Source organism: Bradyrhizobium sp. BR 10289 (assembly GCF_019455385.1).
Classification (GTDB): Bacteria; Pseudomonadota; Alphaproteobacteria; order Rhizobiales; family Xanthobacteraceae; genus Bradyrhizobium.
Map to the genome: position 1 here is coordinate 58768 of NZ_JACOFR010000025.1, position 22439 is coordinate 81206.

The window sequence follows — 22439 nt, forward strand, 5'->3', positions numbered from 1 at the left end:
AGGCCTTGTCGCCCGATCCCGGCGATCTTTTTAAGATACTGAAGTAGTTATAGTTTTCCAATTTTCAAGGGCGCGAAATGGTTGGCGCGGCGGCTGTCGGGTTCGGCATAAACCGTGTAATCAAGCCCGTCGTACAGACGCCTTCGTGTTGGAGACTCCCATGCCCGCCGCCAGCTACATCGATCCCCGCAACGGAAAGCTCTATCCCTTGGACCAGCCGCGCTGGTGCTCGGATGAGCGCACGCCGCTGCTGGTGACGCCGGGGGCGGGCATCTCGCGCGAGGACATCGACAAGGGGACGCGCTCGCTGTGGCGCTACCGGGCGGCGCTGCCGGTCGAAATCAAGGATCCGATTTCGCTCGGCGTCGGCTGCACGCCGCTGGTGCAGCAGGGGTGGGGCGATTTGCGGCCGTTCGTCAAGCTCGAATGGTTCAATCCCACCGGTAGCTTCAAGGACCGCGGCTCCTCCGTGATGCTGTCCTTCCTGCGCCAGATCGGCGTCGATGCCATTCTCGAGGACTCCTCCGGCAATGGTGGCTCGTCCATGGCGGGCCTGGGTGCGGCCGGCGGCATGCGCGTGAAGATTCTCGCGCCGGCCTCGACGTCGCCGGCCAAGATCGCGCAGGTGCGCGCTTACGGGGCTGAGGTGCAGCTCGTCGAAGGTCCGCGCGAAGAGTCTGAGGCCGAAGCTATCCGCCAGTCGAGCCAGACCTTTTACGCCAGCCACAATTGGCAACCGTTCTTCCTCGAAGGCACCAAGTCGCTCGCCTATGAGATCTGGGAAGATCTCGGTTTTCGCGCGCCCGACAGCGTCATCGTTCCCGTCGGCGCCGGAAGCAGTCTCTTGGGTTGCGCCTTCGGCTTTCGTGAGCTGTTGAAAGCCGGCCAGATCGCAAAGCTGCCGCGTCTATTCGCGGCGCAGCCGCTCAACTGTTCGCCGATCGATGCAAGCTTCAAGGCTGGTGTCGATACGCCCGTTGCCCGTCAAGTCAGCAAGACCATCGCCGAAGGCACCGCTATCAAGAACCCGCTGCGCTTGCGCGAGATCATCGCCGCCTTGCGCGAGAGCGGCGGCGGCACCGTCGCGCTCACCGAGGACGAGATCGTCGCCGCGCTTCGCCGCCTCGCGCGCCAGGGCCTGTTCGCCGAACCGACGAGCGCCGGTGCCGCCGCGGCGCTGGAGAAGCTCGCCGCGACGGGTGCGATCAAGGCGAACGAAACGACGGTGGCGGTGCTCACCGGCACCGGGCTGAAAGCCGCGAGCACGGTGGCCGATCTGGTGGGGTAGGCGAGCGACAATTCCTCCCCGTCCCCCTGAGGTGGCCGCTCCTTCAGCGGCCCTCGAAGGGCGACGGCCCGACTGCTGCAGCGGGCCGTGCATCCTTCGAGGCTCCCGGCGCGATGCGATCGCATCGCGCCACTCGCACCTCAGGATGACGGATCGCCTAATCTCTTAGATCATTCACCCGCTTCACCCATGCCCGCACATCGGCGAGCACCGCGGGCAGCACCGCCTTGACCTCGGCGACCGTCATGCCCGCCTTGACGCGGGGATCGTACAGCAGATTGAGGATGTACTGGTCGTAGACGTCGAAATAGCCCATCGAGACGTTGTCGTTGAACATCGTCCACGGCACGCTGGTGGTGTCGTTGATCGGCCCGAGCGATTGCAAGAGCTCCTCATAGGCGCAGTCGAGGAAAGTGAAGTCGCCATTGTCGACGGTGAGGATGACGTCGGAATGCTCGATCTCGAAATTGTCGTTCTTGCGGAAGCCGGACAGGCATTGCGGATCGAGCGAGGTGCGGATCTCGCGCGCCTTGTCGACGCCGTAGAAGCTCGAGATGGTGCGGAAGAGGTCGCGGTCGCGCACCAGTTTCACCCGCACATTCGCCGCCTCGCTGGTCGCGGTCATCGCGATGTCGAGATGCTGCACGCGCGCGCCGATGTCGGCGACGACTTTTGCCAGTTGCGTCTTGCGGTCGGCGCGGTCGCTCTCGGCGAACACGCGCACCGGCCCGTCGAACTTGCGGATGCGGTCGACGCGGCCAGCGAGGTGGTATTCGGCGCCAAAGGCGGTCTTGAGAAAACCCTCGACGATCTCGCCGTCGGTAAAGCTCTTCTTCTCGGCGCGCTGGCGCGAGGCGATCGCGGGCAGCTCGCCCGCGACGGCCATGGTAGCGGTGTCAGAGACAAATGTGAACGCGGCCAACGCCAGCAAGGCGGTGCGGAAGGCGGGCGAGGCCGGGTTGAATGCACTCATCGTCACGCGACGCTGCCGTATTCGCGCCCCGCGCACAAGTCCGCAAATTCACGCGGCCAGCGGGTTTCGGCTGCCCGTCCTTTACCTCTCCCGCATGCGGGAGAGGTCGCCGCGTAGCGGCGGGTGAGGGTTTTTTCCTCCGGGGATTGTCCCATTGCGGAGACACGCTCTCCCCAACCCTCTCCCGCAAGCGGGAGAGTGCGCTTTAGTTGTTCAGCACCACCACGGTGGTGCCGACGCCGACGCGGCCGTAGAGGTCGGTGACGTCGTCGTTGGTCATGCGGAAGCAGCCCGAGGACACCGCCTGGCCGATCGTCTCCGGCTCGTTGGAGCCGTGGATGCGGTAGAGCGTCGAGCCCAGATACATCGCGCGTGCGCCGAGCGGGTTCTCGATGCCGCCCTTCATGTGGCGCGGCAGATCGGGCCGGCGCGCCAGCATCTGCGAGGGCGGCGTCCAGTCCGGCCATTCCTTCTTGGCGGTGATCTTGTGCACCCCGCCCCAGCGGAAGCCGTCGCGGCCGACGCCGATGCCGTAGCGCAGCGCCTGGCCATTCTGGAGCACCAGATACAGGCGGCGCTCCGAGGTGTTCACCACGATCGTGCCCGGGGCGTAGTTGCCGTTATACATGACGGTGGTGCGGGGGATCGGGCTCGAGCCACCACGGAAGAAGTTCGGGCCGCCGCCCATGATGTCGCGCGAGTCGTATTCTTCGGCGAATGCGCCGGCGGTGGCCGACAGCAATGCAATGGCGGCAAGCGGTGCGGCAAAAAACCGGATCATTGTTTCCCCCACAAATATTCGATTCAACCGATGCCAGAGGCCATATTTGCGGGCTTTCCGCAAGCCACGGCCGCGTGAGGCAGCTCATCCTTAACGGATGGCGTTACCAAATCGGCAACCGCGCCAATTTGTCCGAAAGCGTTAGCCAAACCGGCGGGTCGTGATGCGGGGCAGGGCCGCAATGCCGGCTATTGCTTTGACGAAATCGGCGAACAATGATTGATCGAACGGATCGCTGGACATAACCGGTTGCGGAGCAAAAAGAATGAACGGTGCGGAAAGCCTGGTGCGGACGATGGTCAAGGGTGGGGTGGATGTCTGCTTCACCAACCCAGGCACCTCCGAGATGCATTTTGTCGCAGCGCTCGACCGGGTGCCGGGTATGCGCTGCGTGCTCGGCCTGTTCGAGGGCGTGGTGACGGGCGCCGCCGACGGCTATTACCGCATGAAGGGCACGCCGGCCTCGACCCTGCTGCATCTCGGCCCCGGCCTCGCCAATGGCCTTGCCAATCTGCACAACGCCAAGAAGGCCAATTCCGGCATCGTCAATATCGTCGGCCAGCACGCCGTCTACCACATTGACTACAACGCGCCGCTGACCTCCGACATCGAGGGCCTGGCCCGGCCGATGTCGTCCTGGGTCCGTACCTCGCCGAATTCCAAGTCGGTTGCCGCTGACGGCGCCGCGGCGATCGCCGCGGCCAGGAGCGCACCGGGGCAGATCGCGACCCTGATCCTGCCCGCCGACACCGCCTGGAACGAGGCCGACGGCATCGCCGAGGTCCCGGCGGAGCAGCAGCGCGCCAGCTACTCGCCGCAGGCGGTCGAGCAGGCCGCAAAAATCCTGCACGGCGACGGCGAGGGCACGCTGCTGCTGATGACCGGCAGCGCCCTGAGCGAGCAGGGCCTGGCGCTGGCCGAGCGCATCGCCGCCAAGACCGGCTGCACCGTGATGGGCCCGACCTTCCGTCCGAAAATGGCGCGCGGCCGCGGTCGCTATTCGATCGACCGCATCCATTACGTCATCGAGAACGCGCTGCCGATGCTGGCAAAGTTCCGTCACATCGTGCTGGTCGAGTCCGACGATCCCGTCGCGTTCTTCGCCTATCCGAACAAGCCGAGCATGCTCAAGCCCGAAGGCTGCGAGGTCCATCGCATGACCTCCTGGGGCGAGAATTCGGTGGCGGCGCTGGAAGCACTCGCAGGTGCCGTCAAGGCCAGCGCCAAGGACGTCAAGCCGCAGGCCTTGGCTGAGCTGGTCAAGCCGACCGGGGCGCTGACCCATGCCTCGATCGCTCAGGCGATCGCCTATGCAATCCCCGAAAACGCGATCATGGTGGACGAGTCCCTCACCACCGGCCGCGCCTTCTTCCCGCCGACGGCCGCCGCCGCGCCGCACGACTGGCTGCAGAACATGGGCGGCTCGATCGGCTTCTCCACGCCGCTGTCGATCGGCGCGGCGGTTGCCTGTCCGGACCGCAAGGTGATCACCATGGTCGGCGACGGCAGCGCGATGTACACGATCCAGTCGCTGTGGACGCAGGCGCGCGAGAATCTCAACATCGTCACCATCGTGTTCGCCAACCGCATCTACCAGATCCTGCGCGGCGAGTTCGACAATGTCGGTGCCGGCGAACCCGGCCAGCGCGCCAACGACATGCTCCGCCTCGATCGTCCGACGCTCGATTTCGTCGCGCTCGCCAAGGGCATGGGCGTGCCGGGCCGCGCCGTCACCAATGCCGACGAGTTCAACAAGGCGCTCGCCGAAGCCGTCGCCGAGCCCGGCCCACGGCTGATCGAAGTTCAGATGTAAGGCTCTTCACCTCTCTCCGCCCTTCTGCGGGGAGAGGTCGGATTGCCCCCGGCGATGCGCAGCATCGTCCGGAGCAATCCGGGTGAGGGGCAAGGCACGCTGCCGGTCCGGGCAAAGGTCTATCCGACTCGCGCGCCGCGCGCATTCCACCTATCATTCGATCGCGTTTGCGGAAGCGGCCCCTCACCCGACCCTCTCAGCGCGAGCAAAGCTCGTCGCGGCCCCGTCGGAACGAGGCGAGGGAGCGAGAGACCGGTCGGGACGCATGGAGGTCGGAACAGGCCCGGAGGCACGATGCAGACCGAGCTGAACAAGGTGATCGCGGCTGTAAGGGACTTCTACGCCCACGAACAGTTCCTGTTCGCAAAGGATGTCGGCGAGCGCGCAGTGACGCACCGCTTCGCCGTCCACCTCGAGCGGCAATTTTCCGGCTGGTCCGTCGACTGCAACTATGACCGGCTCGGCGAGCGCACGCTGCACCTGCCGCACGGCACCATCATCTCCACCGACGATCACCTGGGCAAGTCGATCTATCCCGACGTCGTCGTGCATCAGCGCGAGATCCCGAACAATCTGCTCACCGTCGAGATCCGCAAGGCCAGCAACCACACGCCGCTCGAGCACGACCAGCACAAGCTGCGGGCGCTGACCGACCCGCATGTCTGGTTCGCCTACTGGATCGGCGTGCTGCTGGTGCTGGACAAGCACGGCGTGACGATGTCGGAGGTCTATGTCAGCGGCATGGTCGATCAGCCGCTGTCGCTCTGGTTCGCGTCGCGGCTTGCGGAGGGCGGATCAGGAGCTGCGCGCTAAACTAAAGCGCGATGAGGCGCTTTTTCTCGTAATCACGCATCGGACAGAAGTAATCCTCTCGCGTCCAACTCGCATTTGCAACGCGGTTCCATTGCCGCGAGCCCGGCCGGATAGCATTTATTGAGTGCGCTTTCATGGCGGGTCGTGAGGCGACGTTCCAGTGAACGGAACGCGCGAGCGACTTGTCGTACGTCAATAAGGATTCCTGCCGTGCGCTTCGTCCGATCTCTTCGCGTCCTCGCCGCGTCCATCCTTGCCGCATCGGTGCTCGTGAGTGCGAGCGGTGCGAGCGCAGGTAGCTGGCCGAGCCGGACCATCAAGCTGATTGTGCCGTTTCCTCCCGGGGGCGCCGCCGATACCGTTGCCCGCGTCTACGCCGACAAATTGAGCGAAGCGCTCAAGCAGCCCGTCGTGATCGAGAACAAGGCGGGCGCCGGCACCGCCATTGCCGCCGAGGCCGTCGCCGCCGCGGAGCCCGATGGTTATACCTTGTCGCTCGCGCCGGCCGGCCAGCTCACCATCCTGCCGCATATCAACAAGGAGATCAGGTATGATCCCTTCAAAAGCTTCGTGCCGGTGTCGAACCTGGCGACGGTGCCTTACGTGCTCGCAGCCAGCCCGGACACGCCGGTCTCGAACATCAAGGAGCTCGTCGCTGCGGCGAACAAGGATCCCGGCAAATTGACCTACTCGTCCTGCGGTCCCGGAACGCTCTGCCATCTCAGCGGCGAGCTGTTCCAGAGCCAGACCGGCGTGAAGCTCCTGCACGTGCCGTTCAAGGGCAGCGCTCCGGCGGTCAACGCATTGCTGGGCAACGTCGTCAATCTGTCGTTCGACACGCTCACCGTGCTCGCGCCGCAGATCCGCGACGGCAAGGTCAAGGGCCTTCTCGTCACCAGCCGCGAGCGCTCGCCGCAGCTGCCCGATGTCCCCACCGCAACTGAGGCCGGCGTGTCGGACTTCGTCGTCGATTCCTGGTTCGGCCTGGTTGCGCCGGCAGGGACCCCGGCGGAAATCGTTCAGCGCTTGAACGGGGAAATCGTACGCATCGGCGCGCTCTCAGATGTTCGAGATCGCCTGGAGGCTCAGGGACTGCTCGTCACCACCTCGACGCCCGAGGGATTTGCCGACATCATCAAGGCCGATCACGCCCGCTGGGGCAAGGTGATCAAGGATTCGCACGTCGAGGTCTTCTGACGTCGGATTTTTGGCCAGCGCGATGTGTGCCAGAAACAAGGCCGCCCGCACAATGCGAGCGGCCTTTCATCTTCCGTCATCCGTTCAGTGCAGCGGATCGCCCTGGCCGAGCGCGTAGGCGACCATGTCTTTCAGCGCGAAGCCGGAGCCGGTCACCGGCGTCCATTGCGGGTCGAGCGACAGCACCGAAGAGTTGTCGCCGAACATCATGCCGAGGAAGACCTCGGCCACGATGCGGCCGCCGACGGGCCCGAGTTGGGGCGTGTTGATTCCATCGGCCGGCGCGCCGGTGGCCGGGATTTGGACCTTGATCTGCGACCACCGCGTCTCGGCCAGGATGTAGGTCCAGAGCGGGCAGTTGCCGGCAAACACGCCGTTCGCGATGCTCGCAATCTTGACTTGCGGATCGCCGATCGGATCGGGCTCGTCGACGGCCTTGCCGATGATGATCTTGTCGTCGGTCAGCGGTGTCAGGTTCATCGCCCGGGCGACGGCCTGGCCCGAGGGCAGGCCGAGACGCCAGCCGCGCTCGAGATTGCGCAGGGCCAGGGAGGCCGGGTTGGAGGCGACCTCCGGCGGCAGATGGGCGAGCGGATCGACCAGCGCCGTGTCGATGCGATAGGCGAACTGCAGCCGCCGCTTGTTGTCGGCGTTGTCAGGAGCGTCCTCGACACCGTAAGCGCGCGTATCGAGATCGATGAAGCGGCCCCAGTCGATCGCGCGTCCCGGTCCCATGGCGCGGAAGCCGGTCAGCGCATTCTTGTCGGGATTGTTGGGGTCGGGGAAGATCTGCAGCAGCATGTTGTCGGCATCGTTCAGCCGGTAGCCGGGGCGGATCATGGAGTGCCCGAGCCGGTAGGCGGCGACAGAGAACTCGACCGGCATGAATGGATAGGTCTTCCAGTGATAATAGGCGAGCTTGCTGCGGTCGTACTGACCTGCGGTCTTCAGCGCGTCCAGCACGTCGGCGTGGACGATGCGCGGCAGGAAGTCGTTCAGCACGACGTATTGATAGTGGAAGCGGACGCGCTGCTGCACCTCGTCGAACGACAGGCTGTCGTTGTCGTCGACCATGCGGTTGTGAAAGCGTAGCATCAGGGCCTGGAACTGCGAGACGATGCTGTTCTCGTCGTTGCGGGGATCGCCGATCAGTGCGCGGCCCCTGAAGCGCGGCAGGTCGCTGGCATCGGGCACGCCCGCGCCGGTCAGCTTCTCGCCGAGACGGAATTTCTTGCCGTCATACATGTAGGGCTGGTCGTCCGGACCGCGGCCGTAGACATTGTCCAGGTCGAATGACGGCGTGCGGAAGTCGACGAGCCCGTCGGGATCCTGCTGCTTGGTCAGCGAGCTCACGGGATCGAAGGTGATGTCGTGATCGATGAACTGGCCGAGATAGGTATAGAGCGCGGGGATGCCGCTCTCCTCCGCATCCGGTCCGTCCTTCGGCGGATCGAACCCGGCGACCACCTTGTCGGCCAGCGCCGAAAGGTTAGCGATGTTGTCGGAATCCTTCGCTCCGAATGTCGCCGGTTTGGCTTTGCGGAACATGCGGCCGAAGCGGCCTTGCGAAAGCTGCGAACGCGTGACGTTCAATCCACGTGGCTTAACTGCGTGACGACTGCTCATTGAAAACACCTCCATGAAATATCGCGCTGGAAATCGAATAAAGCTAAAGTTGTCTGCAGCAGAATATGCAGGCGAGGCTAGATCAGCCAATCCGGCGCCACAAGTCGGCTGCTTCACACATTGCGCGAGAGCGATGTTGTTCCGGGAGCGGGTGTCGCGAGCAAGCTGCGGCTGCGCTTTGCAAATTCTTCCGGAAGGGATGACGGATAACATTCTCGTCATCGTCGGGGCGTGCACGGCTTCGTGCAATGTTAGTTCGCCGGACTGTCGGCGAAGCCAGAGGCCTTCACGTAAAAAGTGTGGCGTCGCGCGCCTGATGCGCGCGACGCTGTGGTGAAACTCAGTAGTCGCGCCGCTGCGAGAACGCGTAGCGCGGATTGACGCCGCAATAGGCCGACGTGCCGGAGGCGCTGGCCTGACACTGCTGATAGCTTGAGAACTGGCAGTTGCCGGGATAGCCCCAGATGCGCCCTTGCAGGCAATATCGATCGTTTGCAGCATGGGCCTGGGCCGCCGGGGCGATGGCGGCCAACAAGGCTGCAAGCGATGCGAGGGTAAGGATGGTGTGACGCATTTCAATCTCCTTGTCGGGAGCGTCCGCAAGAGCCGTTTGATGAACGCTTGCTGGGACGCTGGTGATGGGAACACCGGCTCAATCCGCCTGTTCCGGGACGTGGCCGACACTTTGTCGTGCTTGTCTTGGTGTCTGGACTGGGCACTGCGTTCGACATGCGCCTATGATGGGGCAGGCCGCGATGAGCTATGTGATCTCGGCCACAGTTGGCGTCCGGGTTCGCGCCTATCGTGCGCAGACTTGTCGTGTGCAGATCTGCACGCGCCGATCCTGGAAGCTTACGCTTCATCTCACTCGGATCAGGTCATTTTGGAGGTTTTGATGCAAAGGTCATATTGGCTCGCCGCGACAGCAGCGCTGGCGCTTCTCCTGCAGACCCCGCTCGCGCTGGCCCAGAGCGCGCCGGCCGCCGCTGGAGCCGCGGCGCCTGCAGCGACGACCACAGCGCCTGCGGCGACGACGACTGCGCCGGCCGCGACAACGACCGCGCCGGCCGCAACCGATGCCAGCCAGCCATCCGACTCGAAGAAGAGCGCATCGAAAAAGCCGGCCAAGAAGAAGATGACCCGGCAGCAGGAGATCGATCATTCGGTCGACACCGGCACGGTGCCCGCGCGCTATCGCAACTCGGTACCGAAGCAGTACCAGCAATATATTCCGTTCGAGAAGCAGTGACGGATCGTGCGGCCTGGCGCGAAGAGGCGTCGCGCCGGCGAATCGGGCAATACACCCCCTGTGGCGGTCCGCGCGAGCGGTGCTAGAGTAGCCGAATCCTGGGGGGAGTAATGAGCGACGACGTGAAGGATGCTGGCCTTGTGGCCATGATCAGCAGCATCCTGGGAGGCGGCAAGCGCGCCGACAGCGTGACGCCGCCGCCGCTCGCGGAGGTTCCGCCAACAGCACCGCCGTACGAAGCCGAAGCGGTTGCTGCGCCGGTCCCCGACGCGACACCGGTCAAGCCGGAGGACGCGCCCAGCACGGCGCCCGAGGCTTCGCCGGTCGAGCCGCCTGCGAAAATCGCCACGACAGCGGATGGTAAGCGGCTGCTGCCGGCCGAGGCCATCGCCGATCTCGTGCTCGGCGAGCTGCGCAAGCTGGAGGATTTTCCGGCAACCGGGGCCTCCGTCACGGTCTACGGTTACAGGCACTGGAACGCGATGATCACCTTTGCGCCGTTCTCGACCAGTTTCCAGAACGCGACGCGGTTCCGCCAGGCCATGCCGGATCTCGTCGTCAAGCTCCGCCGTTTCGTCGAACTTGAGATATAGTCCGCTCGATCTGGCCGCGCGTTGCGCTGCCGCCCGAACCGTTCGACAGGATTTTTGAATTGAGCGTCGCCTTTACCAAGGAAGAAAGCGCCGAGACCGCGTCCGAGACGCTGCTGCCCGATCGCCCGATCTCGCCGCATCCAAACCTCGTGACCGAAGCCGGCCTGCATGCGTTGCAGACCCAGCTTGCCGAGGCGCGCGAAGCCTATGAAGCCGCGCAAACCATCGAGGACGTCAACGAGAAGCGCCGCCAGTCCGCGGTGCCCTTGCGCGATGCCCGCTATCTGACGGAGCGGTTGCGCACCGCGCAGCTCGTTGCGAAGCCCCAATCGAACGATACGGTCGCTTTCGGCAGTACCGTCACCTTCAGCCGCCCCGACGGCCGCGTGCAGACTTATCGCATCGTCGGCGAGGACGAGGCAGATCCGAAGGCCGGCTCGATCTCGTTCGTCGCGCCGGTCGCGAAGTCGCTGATGGGGAAGGCGGTGGGCGATGTCGTGGGAGCGGGCGCGCAAGAGATCGAGATCCTGTCGATTGCGTGAGATGATCTCCACGGTGTCCGCGAACCAAAGCGCGATGGCCGCATGAGGCGGTTTCTGTCGGGCGCCTTGCCGTTCTACGCGCTGGCGGGCCTCGCCATGTGCATGTACCTCGTCATGTACAAGGCTGACCTGTTCGACCTGAACGCCGTCGTCCAGGGTGCGACCGGTTCACCATGGTTTCCAGTCTTTATGTTCGTCTGCGTGCTGCTGGAATCGGTGTTCCCGTATTTCGGCTATTTTCCCGGCACAGCCCTGATCCTGATGTCCGTGGCGCTCAATCCGAGACCTGCGGATGCTCCCGTCTTCATCGGGGCGTGGCTGGCCATCATCGTCGGTGCCGTCCTGAGTTACGGACAGGCACGTTTCTTCAGACCGTTCCTCCAACGGGTCGCCTCGAAAGCGGCACTGAACCGATGCGAGTCGCTGTTCGACGCCTACGGCCCCTACGCGCGCGTCGCCTTGTTCGTGCATCCCAATGCGTCCGCAATGTATTTCACGGCGCTCGGCCTTCTCGGCCGCCGCCTGTCGCGCGAACTCGCCTATCTCTGCGCGGGCGCCGCAGCCGCCGTCGGCATCCTGTTCGTCATCGTGACCAGACTGGTGTCGTCCGTCGGCGCCACTGACGACGGAGAGTTGCAAGTGCTGCTCGCGGCAGCGCTGGTCGCCATCGGGACGCTGGTCGGGCTCTACGCGGCCTTGCGGCCGAGTCGAGGCGATTGAGATTTGACGTCGCCCCTTCCGTCATCGCGAGGAGCCCTTGCGACGAAGATTCCATGGGGAGTGCATTGGCGGCTTGCTCTACGGAGCGACCCCATCACCGGGGACACGACCCTTCGCGCGCCAATGTCGGGGGGCAAGTTCGCCCAACCCGTCCTGGGACGATTGGAGATTTTGGCGGCGGCTTGTACGATTGCGTCGCTCCGGGGCGGCTGTTTGCCAATTGCAACGGAGAACGGCTTGCGGCACTCTCGAGATCGGGAAAAAGTCCAAGATTTGGGACATTTTTCGCGCTTCTGTCTTCGGAACCACCGGCGATCAGCACTTGAGCGTGCGGCGGCATCAGAACAGGACGGGCAGAAACGGGCGAGGGCGCCTCATTGGCAAGCAACCATCCAAATGCGCGAGGACTTCACCACGTTACGGCAATCATTCGTGAGGTTCGCCGCTCTTCCGATTTTTACGGCAACGTCCTGGGATTGAAGCGGGTCAAGAAGACGGTCTGCTACGATGATCCGGGCAGCTATCACCTGTATTACGGCGACGACCTCGGCAATCCGGGCGCCATCATGAGCACGCTCGCCTGGAATTGCGTAACTCCGGGCATGATCGGCGTTGGCGAAGTCGTACAGACCGCCTTTCGGATCGCTCCCGATTCGCTCGAGAGCTGGGCCGAGAAGTTCGAGTCCTTGAACATTCCACACCGGCTGGAAGCGACGCCGTTCGGCGAGCGCATGGTCTGCATAGCCGATCCGGACGGTACAGCCATCGCGCTCGTGGAGACCGGGGCGCCAGCGGTCGAAGCTGCCGATACCCGGACATTGAGCGGACTCCACGGGGTCACGTTGAACGTCAGGGACGAAGATGCGACGACCGAGATCCTTCAGGATGTGCTCGGCTTCTCCCTGCTCTCCCGGGCCAACGGGGCGGTGCGGTTTGCGGCCCACGATGGCGTCGGCGGGTCACTGACGTTGAGGACCATAGGAAAATCGTCACGCGGACGACTGGGCGGCGGCACGATCCGGCATGTGGCTTTCCGGGCGGCCGACGAGGAGGACCGCTCCCTGATGGTGGAGAAGCTCCGGTCCACGTATGGCATTTCAGTCAGCGCTCCCATCGAGCGAACCTATCTAAATGCAGTGGGCTTCAGGGCGCCGTGTGGCGTTCTGTTCGAGATTGCGACAGATGGTCCCGGCTTCTCCGTCGACGAACCCCGCGAGAGCCTCGGCAAGGTCCTCAAGCTTCCTGCCTTTCTGGAAGAGCGCCGGCCGGAGCTCGAGATGCTTCTCTCGCCCTTGGACTGATATCTTTTTACGTTCGCACGTCTGATTTGCATTAACGGACGGGCTCGGCGATCCGCGTCTTGTCTTTGACATGCTGTGCCGGATATATCGTTCCGCTGCGCGAAATGCACCGAGGTCTCGGCTTTTCGCTCAATTTGTGAGCATTTCCAACCGCGGATCGATGCACGTGACCGGTCAATTCGACCATGCCAATGATGGATTCTTCGGAAAGCGCCTGAGCCAGCACCTCGGGATGGAAGGTGATTGTCTCCTTCAGGTGAGACGGCATGAAAAGCTCGCTCTGGCTGCAACCCATCTGACCTGCCAAAGCTTCCTGCGAGGCAGAACCGCCCCGATCCCGTCGGAGCCGGCCTACAGCATCCTCCACCAGTTGGGCGATTTGGACCGACACGCCTGTTGGCTGACCGGGCGTCCACGATATTCCGGGTCTTTCGGAGCAGGGACCGTCAGTGTCATCGATCTGATGGACAATCCGCAGTGCGAGTTCCGCGGGCCTTTCGATGCGATCCAATACTACGTGCCCCACCAGGCGCTGGACGAGTTCGCCTACGAGAATGGCGCCAAGCCCGTATCGACGCTGGCGTGGAAGCGCGATGCCCGCGACCCCTTCCTGTCCACGCTGTCGAGCGTTCTGCTGACCGCGATCGAGCAGGATCCCTCCACAAACCAACTCTTCGTCGATCATCTCGGGTTGAGCCTGTTGGCCCATTTCGCGCAGACCTATGGCGGCATGCGCCGCCGCAATGGGACGGCGGAGGGCGGTCTGGCGCCCTGGCAGGAGCGTCGTGCCAAGGAGATCATGCGCGCTCGTCTGTCGAGCAACCTGACGATCGCCGACGTCGCGGCCGAGTGCAAATTGACGCCCAGCCATTTCGCGCGGTCGTTCCGGCGCAGCACCGGTGTCGCTCCGCATCAATATCTCTCGCAGCTTCGCATCGAGGAAGCCAAGCGGATGATGCTGACGACCAAGCTCCCGCTCGCGGACATCGCATTGATCTGCGGCTTCGCCGATCAGAGCTACTTCACGAGGGTCTTCTCCCGCAGCGTCGGCGCCAGTCCAGGAGCCTGGCGAAGAGACCGGACCGCCAGCTGATCGGCAGCGAGCAGGCGCAGTGTTCTTCTCGCCTTGACGTGGCGGATAGCGCAAAAAGGTCCAATCCGGCTTCCAAGCCCACAAGAAGCGGGCCCGATCGTCTCCTAGATCCGACAGGCATCATTTCCGTCGGTTATCAAAGGAGTTCAATATGGATAAGGCCAAGTCGATTGGTCCCACCGTCGTTCTGGTTCACGGCGCTTGGGCGGACGCCTCGAGCTGGCGGCTCGTCATTCCGCGCCTCTTGGATCAGGGCATTGCTGTCGTGGCCGTGCAAAATCCGACGACGTCGCTTGCACAGGACGTCTCCGTCACGAAGCAGGCGCTCGCCGCGATCGAGGGACCGGTCGTCCTTGTCGGCCATAGCTGGGGCGGTGCAGTGATCACTGAGGCCGGAAACGATCCGAAGGTCAAAGCGCTGGTCTATGTCGCGGCGTTTGCCCCCAAAGCCGGCGAGTCGGTCGGTGATCAGGTCGGGGCGCATGCGTCTCCGCCGGCACTGTCCAGAATCGTCGACAGCGGCGACGGCTTCCTCAAGCTGAGCGAGGAGGGCTGGATCAGCGACGTCGCCCAGGATCTTCCGGCGCAAGACGCGCGCGTCTTGTCGGTCGTCCAGGCGCCGCTGTCCAAGACGACATTCGGTGAGAAGATCACCGCCGCTGCCTGGGGCTCGCGACCGAGCTGGTACATCGTCTCTGCCGACGACCGGGCTGTAAGCGTCGAACTGCAGCGGAATCTCGCCGTGACAATGAAGGCGAAGACGACCGAACTGAAGGCAAGTCACATGTCCTTGCTGTCGATGCCGGAGGCGGTCGCGACGGTCATCGTCGATGCCTTCAACGCCGCTAAGGTGTGAACCTGGCCGCCGTCTGAAAGCCGTCTCCGCCCTTGGCGGCACGTGCGTTGACCCATGTCGCGGGCGATCGCTGCGACCGCCCGTGACAATCCTCGATCAGCCCTTGATGAACGCAAGCAGATCGGCGTTGATCGTGTCCGCCTGCGTCGTCGGCATCCCGTGCGGGAATCCCTTGTAGGTCTTGAGCGTGCCGTTCTTGAGCAGCTTGGCGCTCAATGGTCCGGAATCGGCGTAAGGAACGATCTGGTCGTCGTCGCCGTGCATGACCAGCGTCGGAATCCCGACTTTCTTGAGGTCTTCGGTGAAGTCGGTCTGCGAGAAGGCGACGATGCCATCATAGTGCGCCTTGGCGCTGCCCATCATGCCCTGCCGCCACCAGTTTTGGACGACGCCTTCGATCGTCTTCACACCGGGCCGATTGAAGCCGTAGAACGGCCCTGCGGGGAGATCGCGGTAGAATTGCGCGCGATTGGTCGCGACCTGCTGCTGCAGCCCGTCGAAAACGTCCTTCGGCAATCCGCTGGGATTTGCGGCCGTCTTGACCATGATCGGCGGAACGGCTGCGATCAAAACGGCTTTTGCGGCCCGGCTCTCGCCGTGACGTGCAAGGTAGTGGACGACCTCGCCACCGCCGGTGGAGTGTCCGACGTGGACGGCGTTCTTCAGGTCGAGATGGGCCGTCAGGGCGGCAAGGTCGTCAGCATAGTGGTCCATGTCGTGACCGTCGGCGACCTGGGCCGAGCGGCCGTGCCCGCGGCGGTCGTGAGCGATCACGCGGAAGCCCTGGCCTGCGAAGAACAGCATCTGCGCGTCCCAATCGTCGGATGACAGCGGCCAACCATGGCTGAACACGATGGGCTGGCCGGAGCCCCAATCCTTATAGAAGATCTCGACCCCGTCATTCGTCGTTATCGTCGGCATCATTCGTTTCCTGATCATCGCGCGGCCAAAAAGCCGGCCACTGCTTCAAAATACGGGCGGTAGAGCAGATTTCTTGGACGCTTTATGCGCCGTTTGGACTGGCTTGCGATCCCGGCCCGGGCGCCGTCGACGACTTGGTTAATCCGCCGCACCGGTATCGATCACCGCGCTGGAATCCAAGCCACGGCAAAATCGTCCAAGCCGCAGAGGCATGAACTGCCCACCATGCGCGCGTTCGCAACCCATTCCCGGTCGTCCGATCGCAACTGCCGATCGCAAGGAGCCATCCTGATGTCCAAGCTCGAAATGCTCACCCCTGAAAACAGCGCGATCGCGCTCATCGATTATCAGCCCGCGATGTTTCAGGGCGTCCAGTCGCACGACCGCCTGGTGACGCTCAACAATGTGCAGATCCTCGCCAAGGCCGCCAAGCTCTTCAAAATTCCGACCGTTCTTTCCACGGTCGCGGAAGCGTCCTTTTCCGGCCCGTTCATTCCCGAAGTGACCTCGCTGTTTCCGGACCACGACATCATCGACCGGACTTCGATGAACTCGTGGCTCGATGCCAATTTCCGTAATGCGGTCGCTGCGACCGGCCGCAAGAAGTTCGTGCTGGCGGGTCTTTGGACCGAAGCATGCGTGCTGTTCCCGACCCTGGACATGCTGCGGGAAGGCTATGAGATCTACATCTCCGCCGACGCCTGCGGCGATCTCTCGCTGGAAGCGCACAACCGGGCCATGGAGCGCGCGATCCAGGCCGGTGCGGTCCCCATCACGTCCTCGCAGTACGCCTATGAGCTTCAGCAGGATTGGGCGCGCAGCGAGACCTACGAAGGCATGATGGACATCCAGCGCGCTCACTCGCCCTATGGAATCCAGATCCGCTTCTCGAAATGGGCGCTCGGCGAGCACGCCTCGGAGGGCGGCACGAAGGCGGCCTGAGATCGGCCGCTCTTGCCGCGAGTGATGCCATGAAGATCTACATCCTGTCGTTGGGCGCCGGCCTTCTGGTCGGCGTCATCTACAGCCTGCTCAACGTGCGTTCGCCCGCTCCACCACTTGTGGCGCTGGTCGGGCTTCTCGGCATCCTTGCTGGCGAGCAGATCGTCCCGGTCGCTCGCCAGTTGCTCTCGGGCGAGGGCCTCGCGGCCGCGTGGCACCAGGCCAAGTGCGCACCGCACATCTTCGGAATGTTGCCGGGGCGTCATAGCGATCAAGCGAACAGCAAGCCTTCGCGCGAAGGCACGGAGAAGCATTCATGAGCCCGGCACCCGACATCATCCTGCATCGCGGCCTGTTCACGACGCTCGATCACTCGAACCCCACGGCTTCTGCCGTGGCCATCGCCGACGGCCGCTTCGTCGCCGTCGGACACGATCACGACGTGATGAAGTTGGCGGGCCCCTCGACCAGGATCGTTGATCTCAAGGGGCATCGCGTGCTGCCCGGTCTGATCGACAATCATCTCCACATCATCCGCGGCGGGCTGAACTTCAACATGGAGCTGCGCTGGGACGGGGTTCGATCTCTCGCCGATGCGATGGACATGCTCAAGCGCCAGGTGGCGATCACGCCACCGCCGCAATGGGTGAGGGTCGTCGGCGGGTTCACCGAGCACCAGTTCGTGGAAAAGCGCCTCCCCACGATCGACGAGCTCAACGCGGTCGCGCCGGATACGCCGGTGTTCCTGCTGCATCTTTACGATCGGGCGATCCTCAACGGCGCTGCGCTACGCGCCGTCGGCTATGCCAAGGACACTCCGGAGCCGCCCGGCGGCGAGATCGTCCGCGACGCGAACGGAAATCCGACCGGTTTATTGTTGGCCAAGCCGAACGCGAACATCCTCTATGCGACGCTTGCCAGGGGACCCAAGCTGCCGTTCGACTACCAGGTCAATTCGACCCGGCATTTCATGCGTGAGCTCAACCGGCTCGGTGTGACCGGGGCGATCGACGCCGGCGGCGGTTTCCAGAACTATCCGGAGGACTACGCCGTCATCCAGAAGCTGAGCGATGAGGGCCTGCTGACGATCCGTCTTGCCTACAATCTCTTCACCCAGAAGCCCAAGGGCGAGAAGGAAGATTTCCTGAACTGGACGAAGACGTCGAAGTACAAGCAGGGCGACGACTATTTCCGTCACAACGGCGCCGGCGAGATGCTGGTGTTCTCGGCCGCGGATTTCGAGGATTTCCGGGTCGCGCGACCGGACATGCCGCCGGAGATGGAGGGCGAGCTCGAAGAGGTGGTTCGGGTCCTCGTGCAGAACAAGTGGCCGTGGCGGCTGCATGCGACCTACGACGAGACGATCTCGCGGGCGCTCGACGTGTTCGAGCGGGTCAACCAGGACATGCCACTCGAGGGCCTGCACTGGTTCTTCGATCACGCCGAGACGATCTCGGACCAGTCGATCGACCGCATCGCCGCGCTCGGTGGCGGCATCGCCGTGCAGCACCGGATGGCCTATCAGGGCGAATATTTCGTCGAACGATACGGCGCCGGCGCCGCCGAGGCGACACCTCCGGTCCGCAAGATCATCGACAAGGGCGTCAAGGTGTCGGCCGGCACCGATGCGACCCGGGTGGCCTCCTACAATCCCTGGGTGTCGCTGTCCTGGCTCGTGACCGGGCGGACCGTGGGCGGATTGCGGATCACGCCGCAACGCAATTGCCTGGACCGCGAGACCGCGCTGCGGATGTGGACCGAGAACGTCACCTGGTTCTCGAACGAGGAGGGCAACAAGGGGCGTATCCAGGTCGGCCAGCTCGCGGACCTCGTCGTTCCCGATCGCGACTACTTCTCCTGCAGCGAGGCCGAGATCGCCGACACGACGGCGCTGCTGACCATGGTCGGGGGCCGGATCGTTTACGGAGCCGGTGATTTCTCGAAACTGGAGGCCGTCACGCCGCCGCCGGCAATGCCGGACTGGTCGCCCGTTCGCCGCTTCGGCGGCTACGCCGCCTGGGCGGACGACAAGGCGAAAGGGAAGCAGGGCAATCTGGCGATGCGCGCCATGCAGGCGTGCGGCTGCTCGAATTCCTGTGGCGTGCACGGGCACGATCATGCGTCGGCCTTTGCGAGCCGCTTGCCGGTCTCGGACCTCAGGAGCTTCTGGGGCGCTCTCGGATGCGCGTGCTGGGCGGTTTGACATGGCGTCCGGCACGACCCCGAGCGCGATCGCCTGGATCCTGCGCCGGCCGCTTCTGGGGCATGCGGCCCGTCTTGCCCTCGTCTCCGCCTATATCCTCGGCGGTTTCGAAAAACTGTTCGACGTCCCGGGCGCGATCGCCGAGCAGGAGCATTTCGGGCTAAGTCCAGGATGGTTATGGGCCTCGGCCGCGATCGCCATCGAACTCGGCGGCTCTCTGCTCGTGGTGGTCAACAGGCTGGTCTGGCTGGGAGCGGGCGGGCTCGGCGTTCTGACCTTCGTGGCGATGCTCACGGCAAACGCCTTCTGGACCATGAACGGTCACGAACGGTTCATCGCCACCAACAGCTTCTTCGAACATCTCGGACTGATCGCGGGACTGGTCGTCGTCGCGATCATGTCCGAGCAAACCTCTTGCCGCCCGGCCGTGGTTGGGCCATCGACAATCGTCCAAGGAGCTTCCCGATGAAATTGACCAGATCCATCTTGCTTTGGGGCGCCGTCGTCGCGGTCGCTGCGGTCGGACCTGCCGTTGCCAGGGAGCCGGCGAAGACCGACGCGCTGGTTGCCGTCGCCCCGCAATACGACACCACCCACGTCTATGTCGCGCCCGAGGACGTCGACAAGTTCGTCAGCAGCTTTCTTGCGACCTTCGGCGGCAAGAGCACCAAGCAGGTCGTCGCCACGGTGACGCCGACGCCGAGCAGCACGACATCGCAACTGCTCCAGACGCCGGTTGGCACCGTGTCTCTGTTCGGCTTCAAGACTCCGATCCCGTATCCGTTCGGCGCGGAGCGCAATGGCTATCTGGTCACCGACATCGACGTTGCCATCAAGCAGGCGCGCGCGGCGGGCGCTGATGTGATCGTGTCAACCTTCCCCGATCCGATCGGACGGGACGCTGTCATCCAATGGCCGGGCGGCGTCAATCTGCAGATCTACTGGCACACCACCAAGCCCGATTACGCCGCCTTCGAGCATGTCCCGGAAAACCGCGTCTACGTTTCAGCGGATCGGGCAGCCGCCTTCACGCGCAGCTTCCTTGCCTTCTCGCATGGCAAGGTGGTTTCCGACGAAGCGAAGGCGCCGGGTGTCGAGATCGGGCGGCCCGACGCGACCTTCCGCCGGATCCGGATCGAGTCCGCGTTTGGCAAGATGGCCGTTCTGGTCACCGATGGTCATCTGCCCTATCCGTACGGGCGGGAGACGACGGGCTATGAAGTTACCGATTTGGCGGCCACTCTCGGAAAGGCCAAGGAGGCCGGAGCAAGCGTGCTCGTCGAACCCTCCACGTCGGAGGGTCGCTCCGCGGCTATCGTGATGTTCCCGGGCGGCTATGTCGCCGAAATTCATTCTCAAGCGCAGAAGAGCGCGGCGCAGACTGGCGGCAAATGAGGTGAAGGTAGTCAGGCCGCCTCGAGCCGCTTTGCGCGGCTTCCGGATCGTGCTTGCGCTGGCAAGCTTCGGTATCGGGGCCGACTGCGCGCTCGCGGCCGACGAGGAGGTTGCATCTCCGAAGCGGCCGGCGATCCAGGCGAACCGCTGGGCCGAGGACTGGTCGGTCCTCGCCGATCCGGGACTGCGGACTGAACCGTTCGATGGTCTCAAGTACATTCCGCTGTGGGCAACGGATCCGAAGAGCTACATCTCGCTCGGCGCCACCTTGCGCGAGCGCTTCGAGACGAACGACGCAGCCGGCTTCGGAACAGGCAAGACACCGGGCGACAGCTACCTGCTGCAGCGCCTGCAGATCCACGCCGACGTGCACTTCAATGAGAACTGGCGCGCCTTCGTTCAGCTGGAGGACGATCGCGCCTTCGACAAGAAGACCATTTCTCCGGTGGATCAGGATCGCCTCGACCTGCGCCTGGCCTTCGTCGAGTACGTCAACACGTTCGGCAGTGGCACTCTGAAAGCTCGCGCAGGGCGCCAGGACTTCGCATTCGACCTGCAACGCTTCGTATCGTCGCGAGACGGGCCGAACGTGCGCCAATCCTTCGACGCCCTGTGGGTGGACTGGGAGACTGGCGACTGGCGTTTCATCGGATTTGTGAGCCGCCCCGTGCAGTATTTCGATGTTCGCCCCTTCGACGATATCTCGAACGACAGTTTCCGCTTCAGCACGCTGCGGGTCGAACGCAGGGTGTTCGGGGATGACGAACTGTCGGGCTATTACTCGCTATACGAGCGGAGCAGCGCCAAATACCTCGACGCTTCCGGAGAAGAGCACCGCCATGTCTTCGACGTGAGGTTCGCGGGCAAGAAGAGCGGATTCGACTGGGACCTCGAGGCCATGGGACAGGTGGGGCAAGTCGGCACGACGGATATTCGTGCGTGGGCTGTTGGCGCGCGAACCGGCTATACGATGGCCGGCGCGATCTGGCAGCCGCGCCTCGGCGTCCAGTTCGACGCCGGCTCGGGCGATCACCATCCGGGGGACGGTATCGTCGGGACCTTCAATCCGTTGTTTCCGAACGGCTACTACTTCACGCTGGCGGGCTATGCGAGTTATGCCAACATCCTGCATCTCAAGCCGTCGATCACCGTCAGCCCGATCGATCGTTTGAAGGTCATGGCCGCGCTCGGCTTGCAGTGGCGGGAAACCACGGCGGACGCGATCTATGTCCAGCCCAATGCGGCGATCGCGGGAACCGCAGGCAAGGGCAGCAACTGGATCGGGTCCTACGGCCAGCTTCGCCTCGACTACGCGTTCAACGATCACCTCACCGGCGCCGTCGAGGCGGTGCACTTCGACGTGGGCGACACGATCATCCGCGCTAGCGGGCACACCGGTAATTATCTCGGTGTTCAGCTCCAATATGGTTGGTAACATGCCTCGACAGATCCTCGCGCTCCCACTTCTGATGAGCCTCAATGCGGGGCTCGTGGACACCGCCGGATTCCTGGCGCTTCAGGGACTGTTCACGGCGCACGTGACCGGCAATTTTGTCACCTTCGGCGCCGCGATGGTACAGGGGACGTCTGGCGGCCTCGCCAAGCTGCTCGCGCTCCCGGTATTCTGCCTCGTCGTGGTTGGCACCCGAATGTTCAGCTTCCTGCTTCCCTCTGTCGGGCTGCCGATCTTCCGCTCCATGCTGGCGTTGAAGGTGCTCCTGCTGGCACTGGGAGGGGCTCTTGCGGTACGTTACGGCCCGTTCCTCAAAGGTGACAGCCTTCAAGCGATCTGCACCGGCATGGTCCTGGTTGCGGCGATGGCAATTCAGAATGCTGCGCACCGCATCCACATGGGGACGGAGCCGCCAAGCACGCTGATGACCGGCACCACGACTCAAATCATGATCGATGTGGCCGACGTGCTGCGCGGCGCGCCGACGGCCGCGCTCTCGGTGGCGAAGCCGCGCCTCGGCAAGATGGTCGCGAGTGTGGTGGCGTTCGCCATAGGTTGCGCTGCGGGCGCAGGCCTTTATGCGGCGCTCGGCACCTGGTGTTTCGTCCTTCCGCCGGTGATCGCCCTGCCTGCTGTGTTTTTGGCACCTCGCGATCCAACCTGACTGCGGCGGAATAGGT

At 63.9% G+C, this 22439-nt stretch carries 23 protein-coding genes; 18 read left to right on the forward strand and 5 right to left on the reverse strand.

Annotation, left to right across the window (positions count from 1 at the left end):
• Nucleotides 1-160: 160 nt before the first annotated feature.
• Nucleotides 161-1288, forward strand: a complete 1128-nt coding sequence (locus tag HYH08_RS30515) for a threonine synthase (protein ID WP_220013532.1) — start codon at nt 161-163, stop codon at nt 1286-1288.
• A 157-nt stretch (nt 1289-1445) separates the two neighbouring features.
• On the opposite strand, the gene HYH08_RS30520 is transcribed toward HYH08_RS30515, so the two are convergent.
• A complete protein-coding gene (locus HYH08_RS30520; protein ID WP_220013571.1) occupies nt 1446-2261 on the reverse strand; it encodes a DUF2927 domain-containing protein in 816 nt (271 codons plus the stop codon).
• A gap of 205 nt (nt 2262-2466) precedes the next feature.
• Entirely contained in the window at nt 2467-3042 is a 576-nt protein-coding gene (locus HYH08_RS30525) for a L,D-transpeptidase (protein WP_220013533.1), read from the reverse strand.
• Between the two features lie 265 nt (nt 3043-3307).
• Here HYH08_RS30525 and HYH08_RS30530 point away from each other — a divergent pair, with 265 nt between their 5' ends.
• From HYH08_RS30530 to HYH08_RS30540, 3 genes are all read left to right on the forward strand, one after another.
• Nucleotides 3308-4855, forward strand: a complete 1548-nt coding sequence (locus tag HYH08_RS30530) for an acetolactate synthase large subunit (protein WP_220013534.1) — start codon at nt 3308-3310, stop codon at nt 4853-4855.
• Nucleotides 4856-5149: 294 nt separating this feature from the next.
• Complete coding sequence (locus HYH08_RS30535; protein WP_220013535.1) at nt 5150-5668, forward strand: hypothetical protein; 519 nt, start codon at nt 5150-5152, stop codon at nt 5666-5668.
• Nucleotides 5669-5878: 210 nt separating this feature from the next.
• The gene (locus tag HYH08_RS30540; protein WP_220013536.1) at nt 5879-6865 is read left to right on the forward strand and encodes a Bug family tripartite tricarboxylate transporter substrate binding protein; all 987 of its coding nucleotides are present in this window, start codon (nt 5879-5881) and stop codon (nt 6863-6865) included.
• Nucleotides 6866-6949: 84 nt separating this feature from the next.
• On the opposite strand, the gene HYH08_RS30545 is transcribed toward HYH08_RS30540, so the two are convergent.
• On the reverse strand, nt 6950-8491 hold the full coding sequence (locus HYH08_RS30545; RefSeq protein ID WP_220013537.1) for a peroxidase family protein: 1542 nt from the start codon (nt 8489-8491) through the stop codon (nt 6950-6952).
• A 340-nt stretch (nt 8492-8831) separates the two neighbouring features.
• Nucleotides 8832-9065, reverse strand: a complete 234-nt coding sequence (locus tag HYH08_RS30550) for a DUF3551 domain-containing protein (protein WP_220013538.1) — start codon at nt 9063-9065, stop codon at nt 8832-8834.
• A 321-nt stretch (nt 9066-9386) separates the two neighbouring features.
• Here HYH08_RS30550 and HYH08_RS30555 point away from each other — a divergent pair, with 321 nt between their 5' ends.
• The 7 genes from HYH08_RS30555 to HYH08_RS30585 all read left to right on the forward strand — a co-directional run bounded on the left by HYH08_RS30555 (nt 9387) and on the right by HYH08_RS30585 (nt 14845).
• Nucleotides 9387-9740, forward strand: a complete 354-nt coding sequence (locus HYH08_RS30555) for a hypothetical protein (protein WP_220013539.1) — start codon at nt 9387-9389, stop codon at nt 9738-9740.
• A gap of 110 nt (nt 9741-9850) precedes the next feature.
• Nucleotides 9851-10333, forward strand: coding sequence for a hypothetical protein (locus tag HYH08_RS30560; RefSeq protein WP_220013540.1), 483 nt, complete (start codon nt 9851-9853; stop codon nt 10331-10333).
• A 59-nt stretch (nt 10334-10392) separates the two neighbouring features.
• Nucleotides 10393-10875, forward strand: a complete 483-nt coding sequence (greA, locus tag HYH08_RS30565) for a transcription elongation factor GreA (protein ID WP_220013541.1) — start codon at nt 10393-10395, stop codon at nt 10873-10875.
• Between the two features lie 42 nt (nt 10876-10917).
• On the forward strand, nt 10918-11595 hold the full coding sequence (locus tag HYH08_RS30570; protein WP_220013542.1) for a hypothetical protein: 678 nt from the start codon (nt 10918-10920) through the stop codon (nt 11593-11595).
• A 377-nt stretch (nt 11596-11972) separates the two neighbouring features.
• Entirely contained in the window at nt 11973-12896 is a 924-nt protein-coding gene (locus HYH08_RS30575) for a ring-cleaving dioxygenase (protein ID WP_220013543.1), read from the forward strand.
• Nucleotides 12897-13062: 166 nt separating this feature from the next.
• The gene (locus tag HYH08_RS30580; protein ID WP_349631475.1) at nt 13063-13989 is read left to right on the forward strand and encodes an AraC family transcriptional regulator; all 927 of its coding nucleotides are present in this window, start codon (nt 13063-13065) and stop codon (nt 13987-13989) included.
• A gap of 151 nt (nt 13990-14140) precedes the next feature.
• The gene (locus HYH08_RS30585) at nt 14141-14845 is read left to right on the forward strand and encodes an alpha/beta fold hydrolase (RefSeq protein WP_220013544.1); all 705 of its coding nucleotides are present in this window, start codon (nt 14141-14143) and stop codon (nt 14843-14845) included.
• Nucleotides 14846-14941: 96 nt separating this feature from the next.
• Here HYH08_RS30585 and HYH08_RS30590 read toward each other — a convergent pair whose 3' ends face one another.
• Complete coding sequence (locus tag HYH08_RS30590) at nt 14942-15766, reverse strand: alpha/beta fold hydrolase (RefSeq protein WP_220013573.1); 825 nt, start codon at nt 15764-15766, stop codon at nt 14942-14944.
• A gap of 291 nt (nt 15767-16057) precedes the next feature.
• Here HYH08_RS30590 and HYH08_RS30595 point away from each other — a divergent pair, with 291 nt between their 5' ends.
• Genes HYH08_RS30595 through HYH08_RS30625 form a run of 7 tightly spaced genes read left to right on the forward strand, consistent with a single transcriptional unit; the run spans nt 16058 to nt 22423 of the window.
• Nucleotides 16058-16708, forward strand: a complete 651-nt coding sequence (locus HYH08_RS30595) for a hydrolase (RefSeq protein WP_220013545.1) — start codon at nt 16058-16060, stop codon at nt 16706-16708.
• A 29-nt stretch (nt 16709-16737) separates the two neighbouring features.
• The gene (locus tag HYH08_RS30600) at nt 16738-17028 is read left to right on the forward strand and encodes a XapX domain-containing protein (protein WP_220013546.1); all 291 of its coding nucleotides are present in this window, start codon (nt 16738-16740) and stop codon (nt 17026-17028) included.
• Complete coding sequence (locus HYH08_RS30605; RefSeq protein ID WP_220013547.1) at nt 17025-18911, forward strand: amidohydrolase; 1887 nt, start codon at nt 17025-17027, stop codon at nt 18909-18911. Before HYH08_RS30600 ends, HYH08_RS30605 begins: the two co-directional genes overlap by 4 nt.
• Before the next feature lies 1 nt (nt 18912).
• Nucleotides 18913-19380 carry a DoxX family protein gene (locus HYH08_RS30610; protein ID WP_220013548.1) on the forward strand — a complete coding sequence of 156 codons (468 nt, stop codon included), beginning with the start codon at nt 18913-18915 and terminating at the stop codon, nt 19378-19380.
• Nucleotides 19377-20306, forward strand: coding sequence for a VOC family protein (locus tag HYH08_RS30615; RefSeq protein WP_220013549.1), 930 nt, complete (start codon nt 19377-19379; stop codon nt 20304-20306). Before HYH08_RS30610 ends, HYH08_RS30615 begins: the two co-directional genes overlap by 4 nt.
• Complete coding sequence (locus tag HYH08_RS30620) at nt 20248-21741, forward strand: alginate export family protein (RefSeq protein WP_220013550.1); 1494 nt, start codon at nt 20248-20250, stop codon at nt 21739-21741. Before HYH08_RS30615 ends, HYH08_RS30620 begins: the two co-directional genes overlap by 59 nt.
• 1 nt (nt 21742) lies before the next feature.
• On the forward strand, nt 21743-22423 hold the full coding sequence (locus HYH08_RS30625; protein ID WP_220013551.1) for a YoaK family protein: 681 nt from the start codon (nt 21743-21745) through the stop codon (nt 22421-22423).
• The last annotated feature ends 16 nt before the right edge of the window (nt 22424-22439 follow it).